This window comes from Microbacterium sp. B35-30 (genome assembly GCF_010634855.1).
Taxonomy (GTDB): Bacteria; Actinomycetota; Actinomycetes; order Actinomycetales; family Microbacteriaceae; genus Microbacterium.
In genome coordinates this window covers 1-16837 of record NZ_MWLQ01000058.1, presented here as the reverse complement: position 1 = coordinate 16837, position 16837 = coordinate 1, and the positions used below count along the sequence as shown (strand labels likewise).

Annotated in this window: 17 protein-coding genes; 8 read left to right on the top strand and 9 right to left on the bottom strand. The window is 71.5% G+C overall.

Annotated features, from left to right (window positions below; all coding sequences use genetic code 11):
• Window positions 1-49 precede the first annotated feature (49 nt).
• The 3 genes from dapE (at window position 50) to B2K11_RS19910 (ending at window position 2620) form a co-directional block, all read left to right on the top strand.
• On the top strand, window positions 50-1126 hold the full coding sequence (dapE, locus tag B2K11_RS19920) for a succinyl-diaminopimelate desuccinylase (RefSeq protein WP_163620838.1): 1077 nt from the start codon (window positions 50-52) through the stop codon (window positions 1124-1126).
• The gene (locus tag B2K11_RS19915; RefSeq protein ID WP_163620837.1) at window positions 1108-2334 is read left to right on the top strand and encodes a hypothetical protein; all 1227 of its coding nucleotides are present in this window, start codon (window positions 1108-1110) and stop codon (window positions 2332-2334) included. Before dapE ends, B2K11_RS19915 begins: the two co-directional genes overlap by 19 nt.
• Before the next feature lie 112 nt (window positions 2335-2446).
• Window positions 2447-2620, top strand: a complete 174-nt coding sequence (locus B2K11_RS19910) for a DUF3117 domain-containing protein (protein ID WP_163620836.1) — start codon at window positions 2447-2449, stop codon at window positions 2618-2620.
• 61 nt (window positions 2621-2681) lie between these two features.
• Here the strand turns inward: B2K11_RS19910 and B2K11_RS19905 are convergent, their stop codons facing one another.
• The gene (locus B2K11_RS19905; protein ID WP_163620835.1) at window positions 2682-3317 is read right to left on the bottom strand and encodes a class I SAM-dependent methyltransferase; all 636 of its coding nucleotides are present in this window, start codon (window positions 3315-3317) and stop codon (window positions 2682-2684) included.
• A gap of 73 nt (window positions 3318-3390) precedes the next feature.
• Here B2K11_RS19905 and B2K11_RS19900 point away from each other — a divergent pair, with 73 nt between their 5' ends.
• Window positions 3391-3783, top strand: coding sequence for a Sec-independent protein translocase TatB (locus tag B2K11_RS19900; RefSeq protein WP_163620834.1), 393 nt, complete (start codon window positions 3391-3393; stop codon window positions 3781-3783).
• Window positions 3784-3796: 13 nt separating this feature from the next.
• Here the strand turns inward: B2K11_RS19900 and B2K11_RS19895 are convergent, their stop codons facing one another.
• Genes B2K11_RS19895 through B2K11_RS19885 form a run of 3 tightly spaced genes read right to left on the bottom strand, consistent with a single transcriptional unit; the run spans window position 3797 to window position 6803 of the window.
• Window positions 3797-4948 carry an Mrp/NBP35 family ATP-binding protein gene (locus B2K11_RS19895; RefSeq protein ID WP_163620833.1) on the bottom strand — a complete coding sequence of 384 codons (1152 nt, stop codon included), beginning with the start codon at window positions 4946-4948 and terminating at the stop codon, window positions 3797-3799.
• Window positions 4945-5472, bottom strand: coding sequence for a DUF1003 domain-containing protein (locus B2K11_RS19890; protein WP_163620832.1), 528 nt, complete (start codon window positions 5470-5472; stop codon window positions 4945-4947). Before B2K11_RS19890 ends, B2K11_RS19895 begins: the two co-directional genes overlap by 4 nt.
• The gene (locus B2K11_RS19885) at window positions 5472-6803 is read right to left on the bottom strand and encodes a CBS domain-containing protein (RefSeq protein WP_163620831.1); all 1332 of its coding nucleotides are present in this window, start codon (window positions 6801-6803) and stop codon (window positions 5472-5474) included. Before B2K11_RS19885 ends, B2K11_RS19890 begins: the two co-directional genes overlap by 1 nt.
• Window positions 6804-6843: 40 nt before the next feature.
• Here B2K11_RS19885 and B2K11_RS19880 point away from each other — a divergent pair, with 40 nt between their 5' ends.
• Together B2K11_RS19880 and B2K11_RS19875 are read left to right on the top strand one after the other, a co-directional pair.
• Window positions 6844-7611 (top strand): general stress protein, encoded by a 768-nt coding sequence (locus B2K11_RS19880; RefSeq protein ID WP_239526288.1) that lies wholly within the window; start codon window positions 6844-6846, stop codon window positions 7609-7611.
• Window positions 7608-8306, top strand: a complete 699-nt coding sequence (locus tag B2K11_RS19875; protein ID WP_163620830.1) for an alpha/beta family hydrolase — start codon at window positions 7608-7610, stop codon at window positions 8304-8306. The genes B2K11_RS19880 and B2K11_RS19875 overlap by 4 nt, the downstream gene beginning before the upstream one ends.
• On the opposite strand, the gene B2K11_RS19870 is transcribed toward B2K11_RS19875, so the two are convergent.
• On the bottom strand, window positions 8282-9499 hold the full coding sequence (locus B2K11_RS19870) for a citrate/2-methylcitrate synthase (protein WP_163620829.1): 1218 nt from the start codon (window positions 9497-9499) through the stop codon (window positions 8282-8284). The two genes, B2K11_RS19875 and B2K11_RS19870, sit on opposite strands and share 25 nt — an antisense overlap.
• 112 nt (window positions 9500-9611) lie before the next feature.
• Here B2K11_RS19870 and B2K11_RS19865 point away from each other — a divergent pair, with 112 nt between their 5' ends.
• Window positions 9612-10760 (top strand): citrate/2-methylcitrate synthase, encoded by a 1149-nt coding sequence (locus B2K11_RS19865; RefSeq protein WP_163620828.1) that lies wholly within the window; start codon window positions 9612-9614, stop codon window positions 10758-10760.
• Between the two features lie 126 nt (window positions 10761-10886).
• Here the strand turns inward: B2K11_RS19865 and B2K11_RS19860 are convergent, their stop codons facing one another.
• The 3 genes from B2K11_RS19860 to B2K11_RS19850 are packed head-to-tail and all read right to left on the bottom strand — an operon-like array spanning window position 10887 to window position 15209.
• On the bottom strand, window positions 10887-12707 hold the full coding sequence (locus B2K11_RS19860; RefSeq protein WP_163620827.1) for a gamma-glutamyltransferase: 1821 nt from the start codon (window positions 12705-12707) through the stop codon (window positions 10887-10889).
• A gap of 5 nt (window positions 12708-12712) precedes the next feature.
• Window positions 12713-14146: an aminopeptidase P family protein gene (locus B2K11_RS19855; RefSeq protein WP_163620826.1), complete on the bottom strand. Its 1434-nt coding sequence runs from the start codon at window positions 14144-14146 to the stop codon at window positions 12713-12715.
• A 40-nt stretch (window positions 14147-14186) separates the two neighbouring features.
• Window positions 14187-15209 carry an endonuclease/exonuclease/phosphatase family protein gene (locus B2K11_RS19850; protein WP_163620825.1) on the bottom strand — a complete coding sequence of 341 codons (1023 nt, stop codon included), beginning with the start codon at window positions 15207-15209 and terminating at the stop codon, window positions 14187-14189.
• A gap of 83 nt (window positions 15210-15292) precedes the next feature.
• Here B2K11_RS19850 and B2K11_RS19845 point away from each other — a divergent pair, with 83 nt between their 5' ends.
• Entirely contained in the window at window positions 15293-16156 is an 864-nt protein-coding gene (locus B2K11_RS19845) for a PHP domain-containing protein (RefSeq protein ID WP_163620824.1), read from the top strand.
• 63 nt (window positions 16157-16219) lie between these two features.
• On the opposite strand, the gene B2K11_RS19840 is transcribed toward B2K11_RS19845, so the two are convergent.
• On the bottom strand, window positions 16220-16654 hold the full coding sequence (locus B2K11_RS19840; RefSeq protein ID WP_239526286.1) for an SHOCT domain-containing protein: 435 nt from the start codon (window positions 16652-16654) through the stop codon (window positions 16220-16222).
• Between the last annotated feature and the right edge of the window lie 183 nt (window positions 16655-16837).

Below are 16837 nucleotides of genomic sequence, written 5' to 3'. Positions count from 1 at the left end.
GTGGCCATTACGCGTTAACGGCGGCATTTCGCCTCGGTAGACTCGGGGGATGCCTGCGCTCGATCTGTCGCTGTCCTCTGCCGAACTGACTCGCATCATCTGCGACATTCCGAGTGAGTCGGGCGACGAGAAGCTCCTGGCCGATGCCATCTTCGATGAGATCTCGGCGTTGGCCCACCTCGAGGTCTACCGTGACGGCGACACGATCGTCGCCCGCACCAACCTCGGCCGTGCTCAGCGCGTTGTGATCGCCGGCCACATCGACACCGTCCCGATCAATGCCAACATCCCGACGAGGGACATCGACGTCGAGGGCGAGCCCTTCATCTGGGGCCGGGGCACCGTGGACATGAAGGCCGGCGTCGCCGTGCAGCTGAAGCTGGCGGCCGAGCTCATCGCTCCCAGAGTCGACATCACCTGGATGTGGTACGACCACGAGGAGGTCGACGCCGACCTCAACGGACTCACGCGCCTGGCGCGGACGCGGCCCGATCTGTTCGCCGGCGACTTCGCGATCCTCGGAGAGCCGTCCAACGGAGAGGTCGAGGGTGGCTGCAACGGCAACCTGCGCGCGATCGTCCGCACGCACGGCGTGCGCGCCCATAGCGCGCGGGCCTGGATCGGCGACAACGCGATCCACCGGGCAGCGCCGATCCTCGGCCGGCTCGCGGAGTACGAGCCGCGTGACGTCGAGGTCGAAGGACTGGTCTACCGGGAGGGCCTCAACGCCGTGCGCATCCGCGGAGGCGTGGCCGGCAACGTGATCCCCGACCTCTGCGAGGTCGAGGTCAACTACCGCTTCGCTCCGAGCCGGGACGTAGCCGAGGCGGCGGGTCACGTCAAGGAGGTCTTCTCGGGCTTCGAGGTCGACATCGTCGACGCGGCGGCGGGTGCCCGCCCGGGCCTCAACGCTCCACTGGCCCAGGAGTTCCTCGCGGCTGTGGGCGCGTCGCCGCGTCCCAAGTACGGGTGGACGGACGTCGCCCGCTTCAGCGCCCTGGGCGTGCCTGCGGTCAACTACGGGCCCGGAGACCCTCACCTCGCCCACCACGACGAGGAGCGCGTGCCGCTGTCTCAGATCGTGGCGGTCGAGCAGGGACTGCGCGCGTGGCTGGCGACCAGCTGACGACCGCCCCCGTGCCGCAGTCCTCGCGCGGTCGCGTCGCGCTCCGCGTCGCCGCGATCTACCTGGCTGCGCGGCTGGTCACCACGCTGTTCCTCTCCCTGGCCGCAGAGCTGTCGGGCTTTCAGAGCCGGATGGGGGCGGATGCCGGCCTCGCGGACACCGTCGTCGCCTGGGATGGTGCGTGGTACTGGCTGGTGGCTTTCTCGGGGTACCCCACCTCGCTGCCGCTGACCGACGCCGGGCAGGTCGCGGAGAACGCCTGGGCCTTCCTGCCGCTGTATCCGTATCTCGCGCAGGGCGTCTCCGTGCCGTTCGGCGGTCAATGGGGCACCGGTGCGCTGATCGTGTCGCTCGTCGCCGGGTACGGGGCATCCGTCGCTCTCTATCACCTGCTCCGCCTGCGCCTGGATGAATCGGCGACCCTGTGGGCGGTGGCCTTCTTCGCCAGCGGCCCGCTCGCCGCCCTGTTCCAGGTGGGGTACGCCGAGGCGCTCAACCTCTTCTGGCTGTTCTGCGCGCTGTGGTGCGTGACGCGGCGACGCTACGTCTGGTTGTACCTGCTCATCCCGCTGATGGCGTTCACGCGTCCCGGCGTGCTGGCCTTCGCGCTGTTCCTGGGACTCTTCGGCATCTGGAGGTGGTTCCACCGGGTGCGCGAACCGCTCCGTGCGCCGGAGATCGCCCACATCATCGCGCTCGGCCTGCTGGCTGCCGTCGCCGGGTTCGCCTGGCAGGTCATCTCCGGCTGGGTGACCGGGGAACCGGGAGCGTACCTCGCGACCGAACTCGCCTGGCGGCGCAACTGGGTGCCCGGCGATCCGACCTTCGCGCCGTTCGAACCGTTCCTCGCCGGGGTGTCGTTCTGGTTCGAGACGATGTGGCATCTTCCGCTGGCCCTCGGCTACGCGTTGGTCGGGGCGGGGATCCTGCTGATCGGCGCGGCGCTGGCGTTCCTCCCGGCGGTTCGCAGGCTGGGCATCGAGATCCGCCTCTGGAGCGCGAGCTACCTGCTGTATCTGCTGCTGGTGTTCTTCCCGCAGTCGAGCATCTTCCGTCTGCTCGTGCCGCTGTCCCCGCTGTGGGGGGCGTTCGCCGTGCCGCGTTCGCCCGTGTGGCGGGTCGGCGTGCTCATCGCGTGCCTCGCCGGCCAGTGGTGGTGGATCTACAACATGTACGCGCTGGGCAACAGCACCTGGCAGGTGCCCTGACCCGCATGAACGGAAATGACGCGTCAGCGGATGCCGCTTTCCCCAGGCGTGCCCGGGGCGGTTGCCCTCACGATAAACTTGACCTGCAGACCATCGATGAAAAGGAGCCGCAATGGCAGCCATGAAGCCGAGAACCGGAGACGGGCCGATGGAGGCCGTGAAGGAGGGTCGACTCATCATCGTGCGCGTGCCGCTCGAGGGAGGCGGTCGTCTGGTCGTCTCGGTGAACGATGCTGAGGCCAAGGAGCTCTACGACGTCCTGAGCGGCGTCGTCAACGCCGCGTAGACGCACGTTACGCGAATGGCCGGTCCGACGGGACCGGCCATTCGCGCTTTTGGCGGAATTGTCAGGGCTGGGCGACGGTGGTGAGCTGCAGCAGCCCCTCACCCGTGATCGACAGCGCGCCGATGACGGCCGATGACGCCTGGGTCTCCTGGATGAGCGAGCGGTACGCGGTGGTCACCGGGTCGCGGCGGACCGGGTCGGCCACACCTCCGCCCGCGAGCACGCGCGGGACGAGCACGGTGCCACCGGCGCGCACCAGGCGAAGGCCGTGCTCGACGTATTCGATGACACCGTCGGGGTCGGCATCCACCAGCACGATGTCGTAGGAGGCCTCGTTCATGCGCGGCAGCACTTCTGCGGCGCGCCCGGTGATGAAGCGGGCACGGGCCGGAGGGATGCGGGCTTCGGCGAATGCCTGACGTGCGGCGCCGAGGTGCTCCGGCTCCTTGTCGATCGTCGTCAGGGTCGCGCGCGGCGAGCCGTGAAGCAGCCAGAGGCCGGACACGCCGGCGCCTGTGCCGATCTCGACGATGTTGAGCGCCTGGGATGCCGCCGCGATCACCGCGCACTGGGCGCCCACCGCCGGGCTGATCGGTGCGGCGCCGAGTTCGAGCGCGTGCGCACGCGCACGCGCGATGTGCTCCGGCTCGCTCGTCGCCTCGTCGACGAACCGCTGGTTCGCGCTCTGCTCTCCCATCGGCATCCTCCCGCGTGCCAGCCTACGGGGCCACGCGGCACTGAACGCTCAGGCACGGCGGTAATCTGAAGGCATGATCTTCGGCCTCACGATCGAGAAGCTTCTGCTGATCGGACTCGTCGCGGCACTCATCCTCGGGCCTGAGCGTCTGCCGCGGTATGCGGAGTCCCTCGCGGGACTGACGAAGCGGGCTCGTGAGTGGGTGTCGACGGCGCGCACCCGGGTGCGTGACGAGATGGGTGAGGACTTCGACGACGTCGACTGGCGCACCCTCGATCCGCGCCAGTACGACCCGCGGCGAATCATCCGCGAGGCGCTGCTCGACGACGCACCCGTGGCGAGCGTCGCCGGCTCAGCGAAGACCACGGCAGACACCACCGCACCGACGCCGCCGACCGCGCCGGTGCGCTCGCCCTTCCGTGGCCCGGCAGACGGCCCGACCCCCTATGACAGCGAGGCGACCTGACGCCGATCCTGCGTCACTGCGGGCGGAACGGGAGCGCGCGTCCCGACAGGCCGCGTGGCGTCCGCGCGAGCTCCGCGGCCACGCCGGCGATCACCTGCGCCGCGGGATCGTCGGGATGCGCGATGACGGCCGGGATGCCGGCATCCGCGTCCGTCCGCAGCGTCGGGCTGAGCGGCACCGAGGCCAGCAGCGGCACCTCGGCATCGGGCTGCGACAGCGCCGCGGCGACGGCGGAGCCGCCACCGGTGCCGAAGAGGTCGATGGTCGTGCCGTCCGGCAGGGTCATGGCCGACATGTTCTCGATCACGCCGATCACACGCTGCCCCGTCTGACGAGCCACCAGGCCGCTGCGCACGGCGACGTCGGACGCTGCGGCCTGCGGCGTCGTCACGACGAGCACCTCGGCGTTCGGCAGCAGCTGTCCGACCGAGATCGCGACGTCGCCGGTTCCCGGCGGCATGTCGAGCAGCAGGACGTCGAGGTCGCCGAAGTAGACGTCGGTCAGGAACTGCAGCACGGTGCGGTGCAGCATGGGGCCGCGCCAGGCGACGGCACCCACGGCTTCTTCGCCGTCGCGGCGGCGCAGGAACATCCCGATCGAGATGACCTTCACCCCGTGGGCGACGGGCGGCAGCATGAGGTCGTCGACCCGCGTCGGCTGCGGCACGGCGCCGTCGGGTCCGACGAGGCCCAGCTGGCCCGGGATGGAGAAGCCGTGCACGTCGGCGTCGACGAGTCCGACCGCAAGGCCCCGGGCGGCGAGCGCGGCGGCGAGGTTCGCTGTCACGGTGGACTTCCCCACGCCGCCCTTGCCGCTGGTGACCGCGATCACGCGCGTGAGCGTGCCGGGGCCGAAGGGCATCTCGCGCGTGCGGCCGCCCCGCAGGCGTTCGGTGAGGGCATGCCGCTCGGCCGGAGTCATGACGCCGACTTCGAGAGCGACATCCGTGATTCCCGGGACGGATGCCGCAGCCCCGCGCACATCGGACGCGATGCGGTCCGCCGCCGGGCACCCGACGATGGTCAGGGCGATCGCGACGTGCGCGACGCCATCGTGGACGGAGATCTCACGGACCATGTCGAGCTCGCCGATCGGACGGCGCAGCTCCGGGTCGGGCACAGCACCGACGGCGGTGCGGACGGCGTCCGCGTGTGCCGTGGTCATCGCGTGGCGCCCTCGTCGACCTCGGGGCTGTTGTCGAGCTTCTCGAGGAGGGCTCGCAGCTCGGTGCGGAGCACCTCGCGCGTCACGACCTGGTCGGCGAAGTCGTTGACCGCCATGCGCAGTGCGACCACCTCGCGGGCGAGGTACTCGGTGTCGGCGAGATTGCGCTCGGCGCGCTGGCGGTCCTGCTCGATCTGCACCCGGTCGCGGTCGTCCTGCCGATTCTGCGCCAACAGGATGAGGGGCGCGGCATACGAGGCCTGCAGCGACAGGATCAGCGTCAGCAGGGTGAAGTTCGTCGCGGACGGGTCGAACTGGAGCGCAGGCGGCATGAAGATGTTCCATGCCAACCACACCGCGACGAAGATCGTCATGCCGATGAGGAAGCCCGAGGTTCCCATCGCGCGGGCGAACGCCTCGGAGAAGCGCCCGAACCTGTCGCTGGACGGCTGAGGGCTGCGCTGCAGCATGCCCGAGCGTCCGCGGGGCGCGTCGAGCGAGGGGTGGCGATTGGTGCGTGCCATCAGCGCCTCCTCCCGCCGCCCTTGCCGGTGCCGAAGGTCAGCGTGCTCGCGGTCGTCGTCGGAACGGCTTCGGACGCCGGACGCCGTTCGTCGTCCTCGGCGTCATGGGATCGCCAGTCCTCGGGCAGCAGGTAGTCCAGCACGTCGTCGACGCTGACCGCCCCGACCAGCCGGTGTGCGGGGTCCACGACGGGCAGAGACACCAGGTTGTACGACGCGAGCAGGCGCGCCACTTCGGCGGCGGATGCGGTCGCGGGCATGGGATCGAGCGTGTCGTCGATGATGGCGCCGAGGCGCTCGTGCGGCGGGTAGCGCAGCATCCGCTGGAAGTGCACCGTGCCGAGCAGCCTGCCGGTCGGCGTCTCGTACGGGGGGAGGGTCACGAACACCGCGGCGGCGAGTGCAGGGTGCAGCTCGTGGCGGCGGATGAGCGCGAGCGCCTCGGCGATCGTGGCGTCGGCGGACAGCACGATGGGCTCGCTGGTCATGAGACCGCCCGCCGTGTCGGGGCCGTATTTCAGCAGGGCGCGGACGTCCTCGGCCTCCTCGGGCTCCATGAGGTCGAGGAACTCCTCGCGCTGGTCCTCCGGCAGCTGACCCAGGAGGTCGGCCGCGTCGTCCGGCTCCATGGCGTCGAGGATGTCGGCGGCGCGCTCGTCGTCGAGAGCCTCCAGGATGTGCACCTGGTCGCCCTCGGGCATCTCTTCGAGGGCGTCGGCGAGCCGGTCGTCGGGGAGCTCGTCCACGACCTCGAGAAGTCGGTCTTCCGGAAGGTCGAGCAACGTATTGGCGAGATCGGCGGGCCGCAGCTCCGAGTATGTCGCGACGAGCTGCTCGGCTGACTGCGCCTCGCCGGGCACCTGGCTCTCGCGCACGGCATCCCAGGTCGCGAACGTCGTCGGACCCTTGGCGAAGGGGGACGCGCTCGTCTTGGGCTTGCGCAGGAAGAGCTGGCCGACATCCCACTCGCCGAGCCGGTTGCGCTCGATCGCGACGTCCTCGATCACCGCCGTGCCGGAGCCGTCGGCGAAGAACACCTTGCGGCCGAGCATCTCTGCCATGACCCGCACCTCGCCGCCGCGCTGCTGGAAGCGCCGCACGTTGATGAGGCCGGTGGTGATGACCTGGCCGGTGGCGATGGAGGTGACGCGGCCGATCGACACGAAGACGTGGCGGCGCCCGGGGATCTCGACCACGAGCCCGATCACGCGGGGCGGATCGTCTTTTCGGTAGATGACGACGACGTCGCGGACCTTGCCGAGACGGTCGCCGGCGGGGTCGAAGACCGAGCACCCGGACAGGCGCGCGACGAAAACCCTCTGCGTGCTCACACGTCCCAGCGTAGTCCGCGTGCCATGGGAGGATGGGGAGATGACCATGATGGGAGGGCGCTCCGCGCAGGGATCCGACGCGGTCGGTCAGGCCGTGGCGAGCTTCCCGACGTACGAGGCGGCGCAGAAGGCGGTGTCGTCGCTCATCGCAGCCGACATCCCGGCGCGCGACATCGCGATCGTCGGCCAGGGGCTCCGATCGATCGAGCGGATCACGGGACGCCTCGGCTACGCGTCGGCCGCGCGCTCGGGTGCCGTCAACGGGCTCCTCCTCGGACTGCTCTTCTCCGCGATCCTCGTGATCGGGTCCCCGTCGGTACCCATCCAGGCGTTCGTCGGCGTGCTGTTCGTGGGCATCGCCATCGGCATGCTGCTCAGCATCGTCACGTATTCGTTCGTCCGTCGTCGGCGCGACTACGCGTCGGTCATGCAGGTCGTCGCCGACCACTACGAGATCACCGTGACCGACAAGAGCATGTATCGCGCGCGTCAGGTGCTCGGCCCCCAGGCGCCGACGGCCCCCGCTGCGTCCGCTCCCGCGGCCGCGCGCGCCGCGTCGCCGGCACCTGCCGACCCTGCGACGCCCGCTGCACCCGCCCAGCCATCCCCGCCGGAGCCGCCGAAGTACGGCGAGCGGGTCGCGCCGACCACGGATGCCGCGGCCGAAGCCGCGCCGACGGACCCCGGCCGGGCTGACACCACGGATCCTCTCCCGGCCACCGCACCGGATCCCGCCCCGGCGGATACCGGGGCCGATCGCGCCGACGCGTCAAACGAGCCGCGCGGCGAGGACGGCGACCGCGCATGATCGCCGCCGGCGATTCCTCGCGGATCGCCGTGGCGCTGCCCAACGGGAGCGCCGACGTCTCAGCCGACCTCGTGGCACCGGCGTCGCCGTGGGCCTTCGCCGCCCTGGCGCACGGCGCGGGCGCCGGGTACCGGCATCCGTTCCTCACCGGTTTCGCCGACGCCCTCGCACGCGAGGGCGTCGCGACCCTGCGCTTCAACTTCCCGTACGTCGAAGCCGGAAGACGGATGCCGGGACCCGCGGCGCACGCGGTCGCGACGTGGGCGGCGGTCCACGCCGAGATGGTCGCGAGGGCTGCTGACGCCCCGGTCTTCGCGCTGGGCAAGTCGTACGGCGGGCGCATGGCGTCGATGGCGGCGGCGGAGGGCGTGATCGACCCATCGGGCCTGGTCTATCTCGGCTACCCGCTGCACCCGCCGGGAAGCCCGGACAGGGCCCGCACGGCGCACCTGCCCGATGTGCCGCAGCCGCAGCTCTTCGTCGAGGGCACCAACGATCCCTTCATCGATCCCCATGACCAGCTCGAGGCGGCGGTCGCCTCGTGCCAGGAGGCCGAGATCATGTGGATCGACGGCGGCGGGCACTCCTTCGAGGTGAAGGGCCGCAAGCGTCCGCCGGCGGAGATCGCCGCTGGGCTCGCCCCGCAGATCGTCGCCTGGATGCGCCGGCCTCACTCGGGGCCGGGACCGACGTAGCGGCCGCGGGGCCGCAGCCGCATGGGGCGCTCGTCGTACTCGTCGAGCGCATGCGTGATCCATCCGGCGATGCGGCCGGTCGCGAAGATGACGGCGCCCGCGTCGTCGGGCAACTCCGCCCAGAGCGTGAGCGCCGCGAGCGCGAGGTCGAGGTTGGGCCGCGCTTCGGCCCGGCGCGCGACCTCATCGGCCACCGCCTCCACCGCCGCCAGCACGTCCGCGCTCTGCGGCATCTCGCGCAGCAGATCGAGCAGCACGATCGCGCGCATGTCGCCGCCGGCATACAGAGCCTGTCCGAAGCCCGGGATGCCGCGCCCGCCGTCGCGCACCGCGCGGGCGATCGCCGTGGACGCCGGCTCGCCGTCATGCACTGCCCGCAGCATGCGGACGGCGGCACGGCTCGCCGTGCCGTGCAGAGGTGCGTCGAATGCGCCCAGCGCGGCGGTGACCACCGCGTAGCCCGATGCGCGTGCCGAGGCCGCCACCCGCGCGGCGAGCGTCGAGACGGCGAGGTCGTGGTCGATCACGAGCACGAGCGCGGCGTCCAGGATGCGGATGCCTTCGGGACGAGCCGAGCCGCCGAGCGCGCGCCAGAGTGTGGGGGCGATCGCCGCCGGAGCGCCCTCTGGCGCGAGCGCTGCGGGAACGCCGGTGAGCAGGCGGGCGCCGACGCGGACCAGCTGCGACCGGTCGGGGTCGTCGCGAAGCGGGTCGGTGGCGCCGAGCGCCGCGACGGCGATCAGCACGCGATCCAGTGCGGAGGCGGTCCCACCGAGCGCCGCGATCGTGCGGCGCGCCACCGTGAGGTCTTCGCTCGACGGTCCCCGAAGTGACCGAATGCCCCAGAGCCACGTCACCACCTGCTCGAACGTCTGCTCGCGCGCCAGTCGCGCCGCGGAGCGCCCGCGGTAGCGCAGCTCGTCGTCTTCGTCGATGTGGGCGAGGCTCGTGTCCAGCACCATGAGCGGCGTGCCCGCTGCCCTCGAGTCGCGCACGGTCGTTCCCGGCGTGGGGCTCGTCGCCCGACGGCGCCGTCGGGCGAACGCCTCGACCTCGAGCGGATCGAAGGACGAGCCCGCGGCGTCGCGTTCGCGCGAGAGCAGCCCTCGCGACACGTACGCGTACAGCGACTCGGGCTTGACCCCGAGTCGCGCGGCCGTCTCGGCGGCGGTGAGGCGCGGCAGATCGCTCATGATATTGATCCGATCAAGATTGACGTACGCATGATCAAGTTCCGACACTGACTGTAGCGGCATCGCCGCGGCGGGGCCGTGTCGACGGTTCCCTCAACGACAAGGAGCCGAAATGAGCGCGAAGACAGGACACAGCCCGATCGACGTGCCGCGGGGTCTCGCGGGCGTCATCGTCGCAGAGACGGCGGTCAGCGACGTCCGCGGCGACGAGGGCTTCTACCAGTACCGCGATCGCTCCGCGGTCGAGCTCGCCGCATCGGCGACGTTTGAGGAGGCGTGGCAGCTGCTGGTGACCGGCGACCCGGCTACGGATGCCTCGCGGGGGGCGTTCGCCGGCCGCGTGGCCGCCGCTCTGGAACGACGCGATGACCTCGAAGCCGTCGTCGCCGCCGTGTCGTCGGCGACACCGGACGTGCTCGCCGGGCTCGCGGCGGCCTGGCCGCTGCTCGGCGCGCGGCGCGGCATCCGTCCGCTCTACGACCTCGACGAGGACCAGCGCCTCGATGATGCGATCTCGCTCGCTGCGTGGACGCCGGTCATCATCGGCGCGCTGTGGCGCCGGGCCCACGGAGAGGAGGTTCTGCCGGCCCTCGGTGGGCGGGGGGTTGTGGCGAACTACCTGCATCAGGTGACCGGCGTCGTCCCCGACGGTGCGACGGAGCGTGCGCTCACCGCCTATCTCATCGCCGTCATGGACCACGGCTTCAACGCCTCGACGTTCACCGCGCGGGTGATCGCCTCGACGGGGGCGGATGCCGCGGCCTGCCTCGTCGGGGCGCTCGGGGCCCTGACCGGTCCGTTGCACGGCGGCGCGCCGTCCCGCGCGCTCGACGGGCTCGAGGCCGTCGGAACGGCGGACCGCATCGAACCGTGGATCCGCGGCGAGCTGGCCACGGGCCGCCGGTTGATGGGGTTCGGCCACGCCGTGTATCGCACCGTGGATCCGCGCGCCGAGCTGATGAAGACGGTCGCGCTGCGCACCGGCGGTGAGCGGGTCGAGCTGGCGGTGCGGTTTCAGGAGACGGCAGAACGGCTGCTCGCGGAGGCGAAGCCCGGGCGCGATCTGCACGCGAACGTCGAGTTCTGGGCGGCGCTCGTGATGGAGCGGTGCGGTCTTCCCCGATCGATGTTCACGCCGACGTTCGCCGTCGGCCGCACCATCGGATGGACGGCGCACATCCTCGAGCAGGCACGGGACCCGAAGATCATCCGGCCGTCCGCGCGGTACGTGGGCCCGCACGTGCGGGCCGCGGCGGCATGAACCGGGCGTGACCGCCACAGCCTTGCTCAGCGACCTGCGGCGCAGCCTTGCTCAGCGACCTGCGGCGCAGCCTTGCTCAGCGACCTGCGGCGCAGCCTTGCTCAGCGACCTGCGGCGCAGCCTTGCTCAGCGACCTGCGGCGTACCCCTGCATGCCGCGCGGGTTGGCCGCGCCCCAGAGGACGCCGGTGGCGGCATCCCGTCCCACGGCGGAAACCCGGCCGAGCGCCCAGTCGCCGGCCCGCGTCACGACGTGGCCGCGGCGCTCGAGGCCGGCGATCAGTGCATCGCCGAGGCGGTTCTCGACGATTGCGCCGGCCGGCGTCCAGGTGCGCGGCCAGAACGACTCGGGGAGCGACGTGGTGTGCAGTGCAGGCGCGTCGATCGCCTGCTGGGGGGAGTAGCCGCCCACGATGATGCGCAGGAGCGCCAGCAGCTGCCATTGGTCCTGCTGGTCGCCGCCGGGGGAGCCGATCGCGAACTCGGGACGCCCGTCGCGGAGCACCAGCGTCGGCGTGAGGGTGGTGCGCGGACGCCGTCCGGGCGCGAGGGATGACGGATGCCCCGGTTCGAGCCACGTCATCTGCAGGCGCGTGCCGAGGCAGAAGCCGAGGGCGGGAATCGTCGGCGAGGACTGCAGCCAGCCGCCCGACGGCGTCGCGGAGACGATGTTGCCCCAGCGGTCGATCACGTCCAGATGGCAGGTGTCGCCCCGGGTCTCGCCCGACGACGACACGCGCGGCTCTGCGGGTGCCACGGTCGGCTCGCCCGTGCCGAGCCGGGGCGCGTCGTATGCGGTGCGCAGCGGCGGACGGAACGCCGTGCGTCCGGGCAGGGAGCCCGGCCGGAACTCCCGAGAGGCGGTCTCGGCGATGAGAGCGCGGCGGGCGTCGAGATAGTCGGCCGACAGCAGCGCGTCCAGGTCGACGTCGTCGTCGCCGAACCAGCCGTCGCGGTCGGCGTAGGCCAGCTTCTGCGCCTCGAGGATGGTGTGCGCGCCGGCCTCCTGCGAGGGATCGAGGAGATCGTCGGCGAGCGGTTCGAGCAGGCCGAGGGTCTGCAGCAGCGCCGGGCCCTGCGTCCACGCCCCGGCCTTGGCGATCGTGCGGCCGCGGAACTCCCGCGTCACCGCCGGCTCGTAGCCCGCCTCGAAGGCGGCGAAGTCGTCCGGCGTAATGACCCCCGCGTGCGCGCCGCCGTCGGAGTGGCGATGCGGCTGCGCCAGGAAGGCCGACGCCTCGTGCGCCACGATTCCGGTCTTCCACTCCCGGCGTGCCGCGTCGATGCGCGCGGCGCGCCCGACCGGGCCGTCGTCGCGCACCGTGCACGAGGCGTGCACGAGCCCGTCGAGAACGGCGGCGTACGCCGGATTGCGCATGATCCGACCCGCCGCAGGCGGCTCGTTCTCCGGCATCCACAGGGCAGCGGAGGTCGGCCAGTCGTCGCGGAACAACTCGGCCACGCGCGCGATCGTCGCGGCGGCACCCGCCACCAGCGGGTGCCCGTCGCGGGCGTAGCCGATCGCGTACGCCAAGACGTCGGTGAGCTCCCACGTGCCGTGGTCGCGCAGCAGCAGGAGCCAGGCGTCGACCGCGCCCGACACCGCCGCGGCGAGTCCGCCGGCGCCGGGCACCAGGTCGAGGCCCTCGCTGCGATAGTGCTCGATCGTCGCTCGGGCGGGCGCGGGCCCCTGGCCCATGAGCACGGTCGGGGCGGCGGCATCCGTCTGCTGGAAGATCGCCACCAGGTCGCCGCCCGGGCCGTTGAGATGCGGTTCCACGACGTGGAGCACGAAGGCGGCCGCGACCGACGCGTCGAACGCGTTGCCGCCGCGTTCCAGCACCGCCTGCGCGGTGGCGGTCGCGAGCCAGTGGGTCGACGCCGACATGCCGAACGTGCCCGTCAGCGTCGGGCGCGTCGTGAACGACGGTGCAGCGGTATAGGTCACAGCGCTCAGCGGGCTCCGCCGGCGATCCAGGCCTCGACCTCGTCGGCGGTGCGCGGGATGGCGGCCGACAGGTTGACGGGACCGTCCGCCGTCATCAGGATGTCGTCCTCGATGCGCACGCCGATGCCGCGGTACTCCTCCGGAACGGTGAGATCGTCGATCTGGAAGTACAGGCCGGGCTCGATCGTGAAGACCATGCCCGGCTCCAGGAGGCCGTCGTAGTACATGTCGCGACGGGCCTGCGCACAGTCGTGCACGTCGATGCCGAGGTGGTGGCTCGTGCCGTGCACCATGTAGCGGCGGTGGTGACCGCCGCTGTCGGCATCCAGAGCCTCTTTCGCCGACACCGGCAGCAGCCCCCATTCGGCGACCCGCGCCGCGATCACCTGCATCGCGGCCTCGTGCACCGAGCGGAACTTCACTCCCGGCTTCGCGGCCGCGAAGGCGGCGTCGGCTGCTTCGCGCACCGTCTCGTAGACCTTGCGCTGCACCTCGGTGAAGCGGCCGCTCACCGGCAGCGTGCGCGTGATGTCGGCGGTGTAGAGGCTGTCGACCTCGACGCCGGCGTCGATCAGGATGAGATCGCCCGGCACGACGGCGCCGTCGTTGCGCGTCCAGTGCAGGTAGCACGCATGTGGCCCGGATGCCGCGATCGTGTCGTAGCCGACCGCGTTGCCGTCGCTGCGTGCCCGCTGATGGAACACGCCCTCGACGATTCGCTCGCCGCGGGGGTGCTCGACGATGGCGGGGAGGTGGGCGACGATGTCGTCGAACCCCGACGCGGTGACCTGGACGGCGAGCTCCATCTGGCCGATCTCGTAGGCGTCCTTCACGAGCCGCAGCTCCGAGACGAACCGCGTGAGTTCGTCGTCCTCATCGAGCACGACGTCGCCGTCGCCGGCCTCGAAGTCGTCGATCTGCGCGGTGGCGACACCGAGATCGGCGGCGACGCCGGCCAGCGCGGGGCGCGGACCGATCCAGAACTCGCCGATCGAGGCATCCGAGTAGAACTCGCTCGTCGTGCGGTCGGCGCGCTCCCGGAAGTACAGCGTGACCTCGTGTCCGCCGGCGGTGCGGGGCTCGAACACCAGGACGGCGCCGGGCTCCGAATCCGACGCCCAGCCCGTCAGGTGGGAGAACGCGGAATGCGCGCGGAACGGGTAGTCGGTGTCGTTGCTGCGCTGCTTGAGTTCGCCCGCGGGGATCACCAGGCGCTTGCCGGGGAAGGCGGCCGAGACGGCGTCGCGCCGCGCGGCGGCGAAAGGCGCCTGGGGGCGCGCAGGCGGCATCGTGTCGGGGCGCTCGGCCCACCCGGTGGAGATGGTGTCGAGGAAGCCCTGACCGAACGGCTGGCGTCGGTTGGTGCTCGTGGAGGGCGGGGTCGCGGTCTCGGTGGTGCTCGTGGCGCCGGTGGACTGCTCGCTGGCTGCGCTGCTCATGCCCTCCAGTCTCGCATGCGGCCGTGGGCGTGAGACAGGCTCAGCCGGCCGGCTCGTACTGCACGATCAGCGGGCGGTGATCGGATCCCGAGTCGTCGAGCGACCGCAGCACCAGCGACCCCGATGCGTGCCACTGAGGCGTGGCCATCACGTGGTCGATGGGTGTGCCGAGGACGGCCGGCATCTGGGCCGACCAGGTGCCCAGCGCGCCGTTGCCGGTCTCGACGGCGGCATCGGTGCAGTGGCCGAGGGTGGCGCCGTCGAGCCCGAGACCGGCCATGTGATCGACGGTCGCGTTGAAGTCGCCGGCCATGATCACGTTGCCGTCGCCGCACTGATCCGCCAGCCACTGCAGGTCGTCGCGCCAGCGCTGCATGTAGCTCGGACGCGGAGCGACGGCGTGAACGGCCACCACGATCGGGCCGTCGCCCGAGACGGGCATCGCGACGGCACTCGGCACCGTGGAGGTGTTGCTGGTGCCGTCGAGGGAGGACTCGATGACCGCGTAGTCGCCCATGTCGGGCGAGATCAGCAGCGTCGTCGACCCGGCATCCCATTCCGTGGACGGGTCGGAGGCGTGGTGCGCCCACATCCGGTGTCCGAGGTCGCGCATCGCGAGGGCGACGCTCTCGCCCGTCTCGATCGTGGTCTCGGGGAGCGCGACGATGTCGGCATCCATCGCCACGGCGATCTTGGCGATGGTCTCGGGCGGCGTCGCCGGGCCCGCCGTGTTCCAGGTCATGACGCGGATGCTCACGTCGGTCTTGGCCGGCAGCGGGTCGGTGCCGAGCCCACCGCGTGCTGACAGCACCGCGACGTTCGCCACCGTCGCGATGCCGGCGAGCAGCGCGATCGACAGGGCGAGCGCGCGCAGCGGCCGCGCGATCGCGAGGAGGAGCGCCAGCAGCGCGGCAGCGGCGAAGGCGAGCGCGAGGACGCCGCGGAACGACACGATCTGGGCGATCGGGTAGACGCGCTCGACGCGGAAGAACCCGGGGAATGTGAGCACCGCTGAGGTGATCGCGCACAGCGCGATCACCAGGATCCCGAGCAGGCGAAGCACGACGGCGACTCTATGCGAGCAGGCTGTGAGATCGGTCAGCGCCACGGGCGTGGCGCCAGTCGGGGCCGCGCTACCCTCGGAGGATGCCCGGCTCCCAGCGCTTCGAAGGACCGAGCGACCTGCACCTGCACTCGGCGAACTCCGACGGCACGCAGCCCCCGGCCGAGGTGATGGCGTCCGCCCACCGGCACGGGGTGCGGACGGCGGCGCTGACCGACCACGACACGACGTCCGGGTGGGCCGAGGCGGCGGATGCGGCGACCTCGCTCGGCATGACGTTCGTCCCCGGCATGGAGCTGTCTGCGCGCCACGAATGGCGGAGCGTCCACGTGCTGGCCTACCTGCCCGATCCGGACGAGCCGGCGCTGCGGGCCGAGACCACCCGCATCCGCTCGTCGCGGCTGGACCGCGCGCGGCTCATGGCGGACCGGATCTCCCGCGACTACGACGTCGTGTGGGACGACATCCTCGAGCAGACGACCGACGGCGCGACCGTCGGCCGCCCACACATCGCCGACGCCCTCGTGGCGCGGGGCCTCGTGCGCGATCGCGCCGAGGCCTTCGACGGAATACTGAATCCCGGCGGCGACTACTACGTCGCGCTGTACGCCCCCGATCCGGTGACCGCCGTGGGGCTCGTCGCCGGCGCCGGGGGAGTGCCCGTCATCGCCCACCCCGCGGGCCGAGCCGGGCTGCTGCCGAAGCGGCTGATGGAGCGGATGCTGGACGCCGGCCTGGCCGGCTTCGAACTGGGACACCGCGAGAACCGGGACCCCGCACTGACCACCCTGCGGGAGCTGTGCCGCGAACGCGACCTCATCGTCACCGGCTCGAGCGACTACCACGGCCTGGGCAAGCCCAATCAGCCGGGCGAGAACACCACCAGCGACGAGATGGTCGCGCGCATCATCGCGCAGGCGACCGGAAACGCCCCCGTCTACCCGTGAGGGCGGACAGGGGCGTTTCGCGGTCGCGATCAGCTCTTGATGCTGATCAGCTCTGAGTACTGATCAGCTCAGCGCCCGGGCCTTCAGCGCGTCGTACTCCGCCTGCGTGATCGTGCCGGCGTCCAGCAGACCCTTGGCCTTGGCGATCTCGTCGGCAGCGCTGGCGCCGCCGGAGCCCGCCACGGACTTGATGTAGGCGTCCTGCGCGCTCTGCAGCTCGGCGGCCTGCTTCGCGCTGCGCTGGGCCATGCCGTTGCCGCGGGCGATGAGGTAGACCAGCAGCGTCAGGAACGGGACGAAGATCAGGAAGATGATCCAGACCGCCTTCAACCACCCGTTCAGCGTGTGGTCGCGGAACAGGTCGCCGATGACGGCGAACAGCGCGAACAGGTACGCCATGAAGAAGAAGATCCAGAGGAACCACCAGATGATGTCCCAGAAGGAGCCCCAGAAGCCCTGGTATTCATATGCGGTGGTGACGGCATCGAGGATGTGCACGATTCGCCTTTCTTGACTGCGAGGTTGCGGCGCCACGTGCGCCGTTCGCGCTCACCATAGCGCGGTCGCGGTGCCGTATGACGGCACCGCGACCGGTGAAGACGAATCAGGCGCCGACGGTGGCGCCGCCCGCGGGGGCGGACCCGCCGCCGCTGCCGCCACGACGGCGCCGGCGCCGGCGGG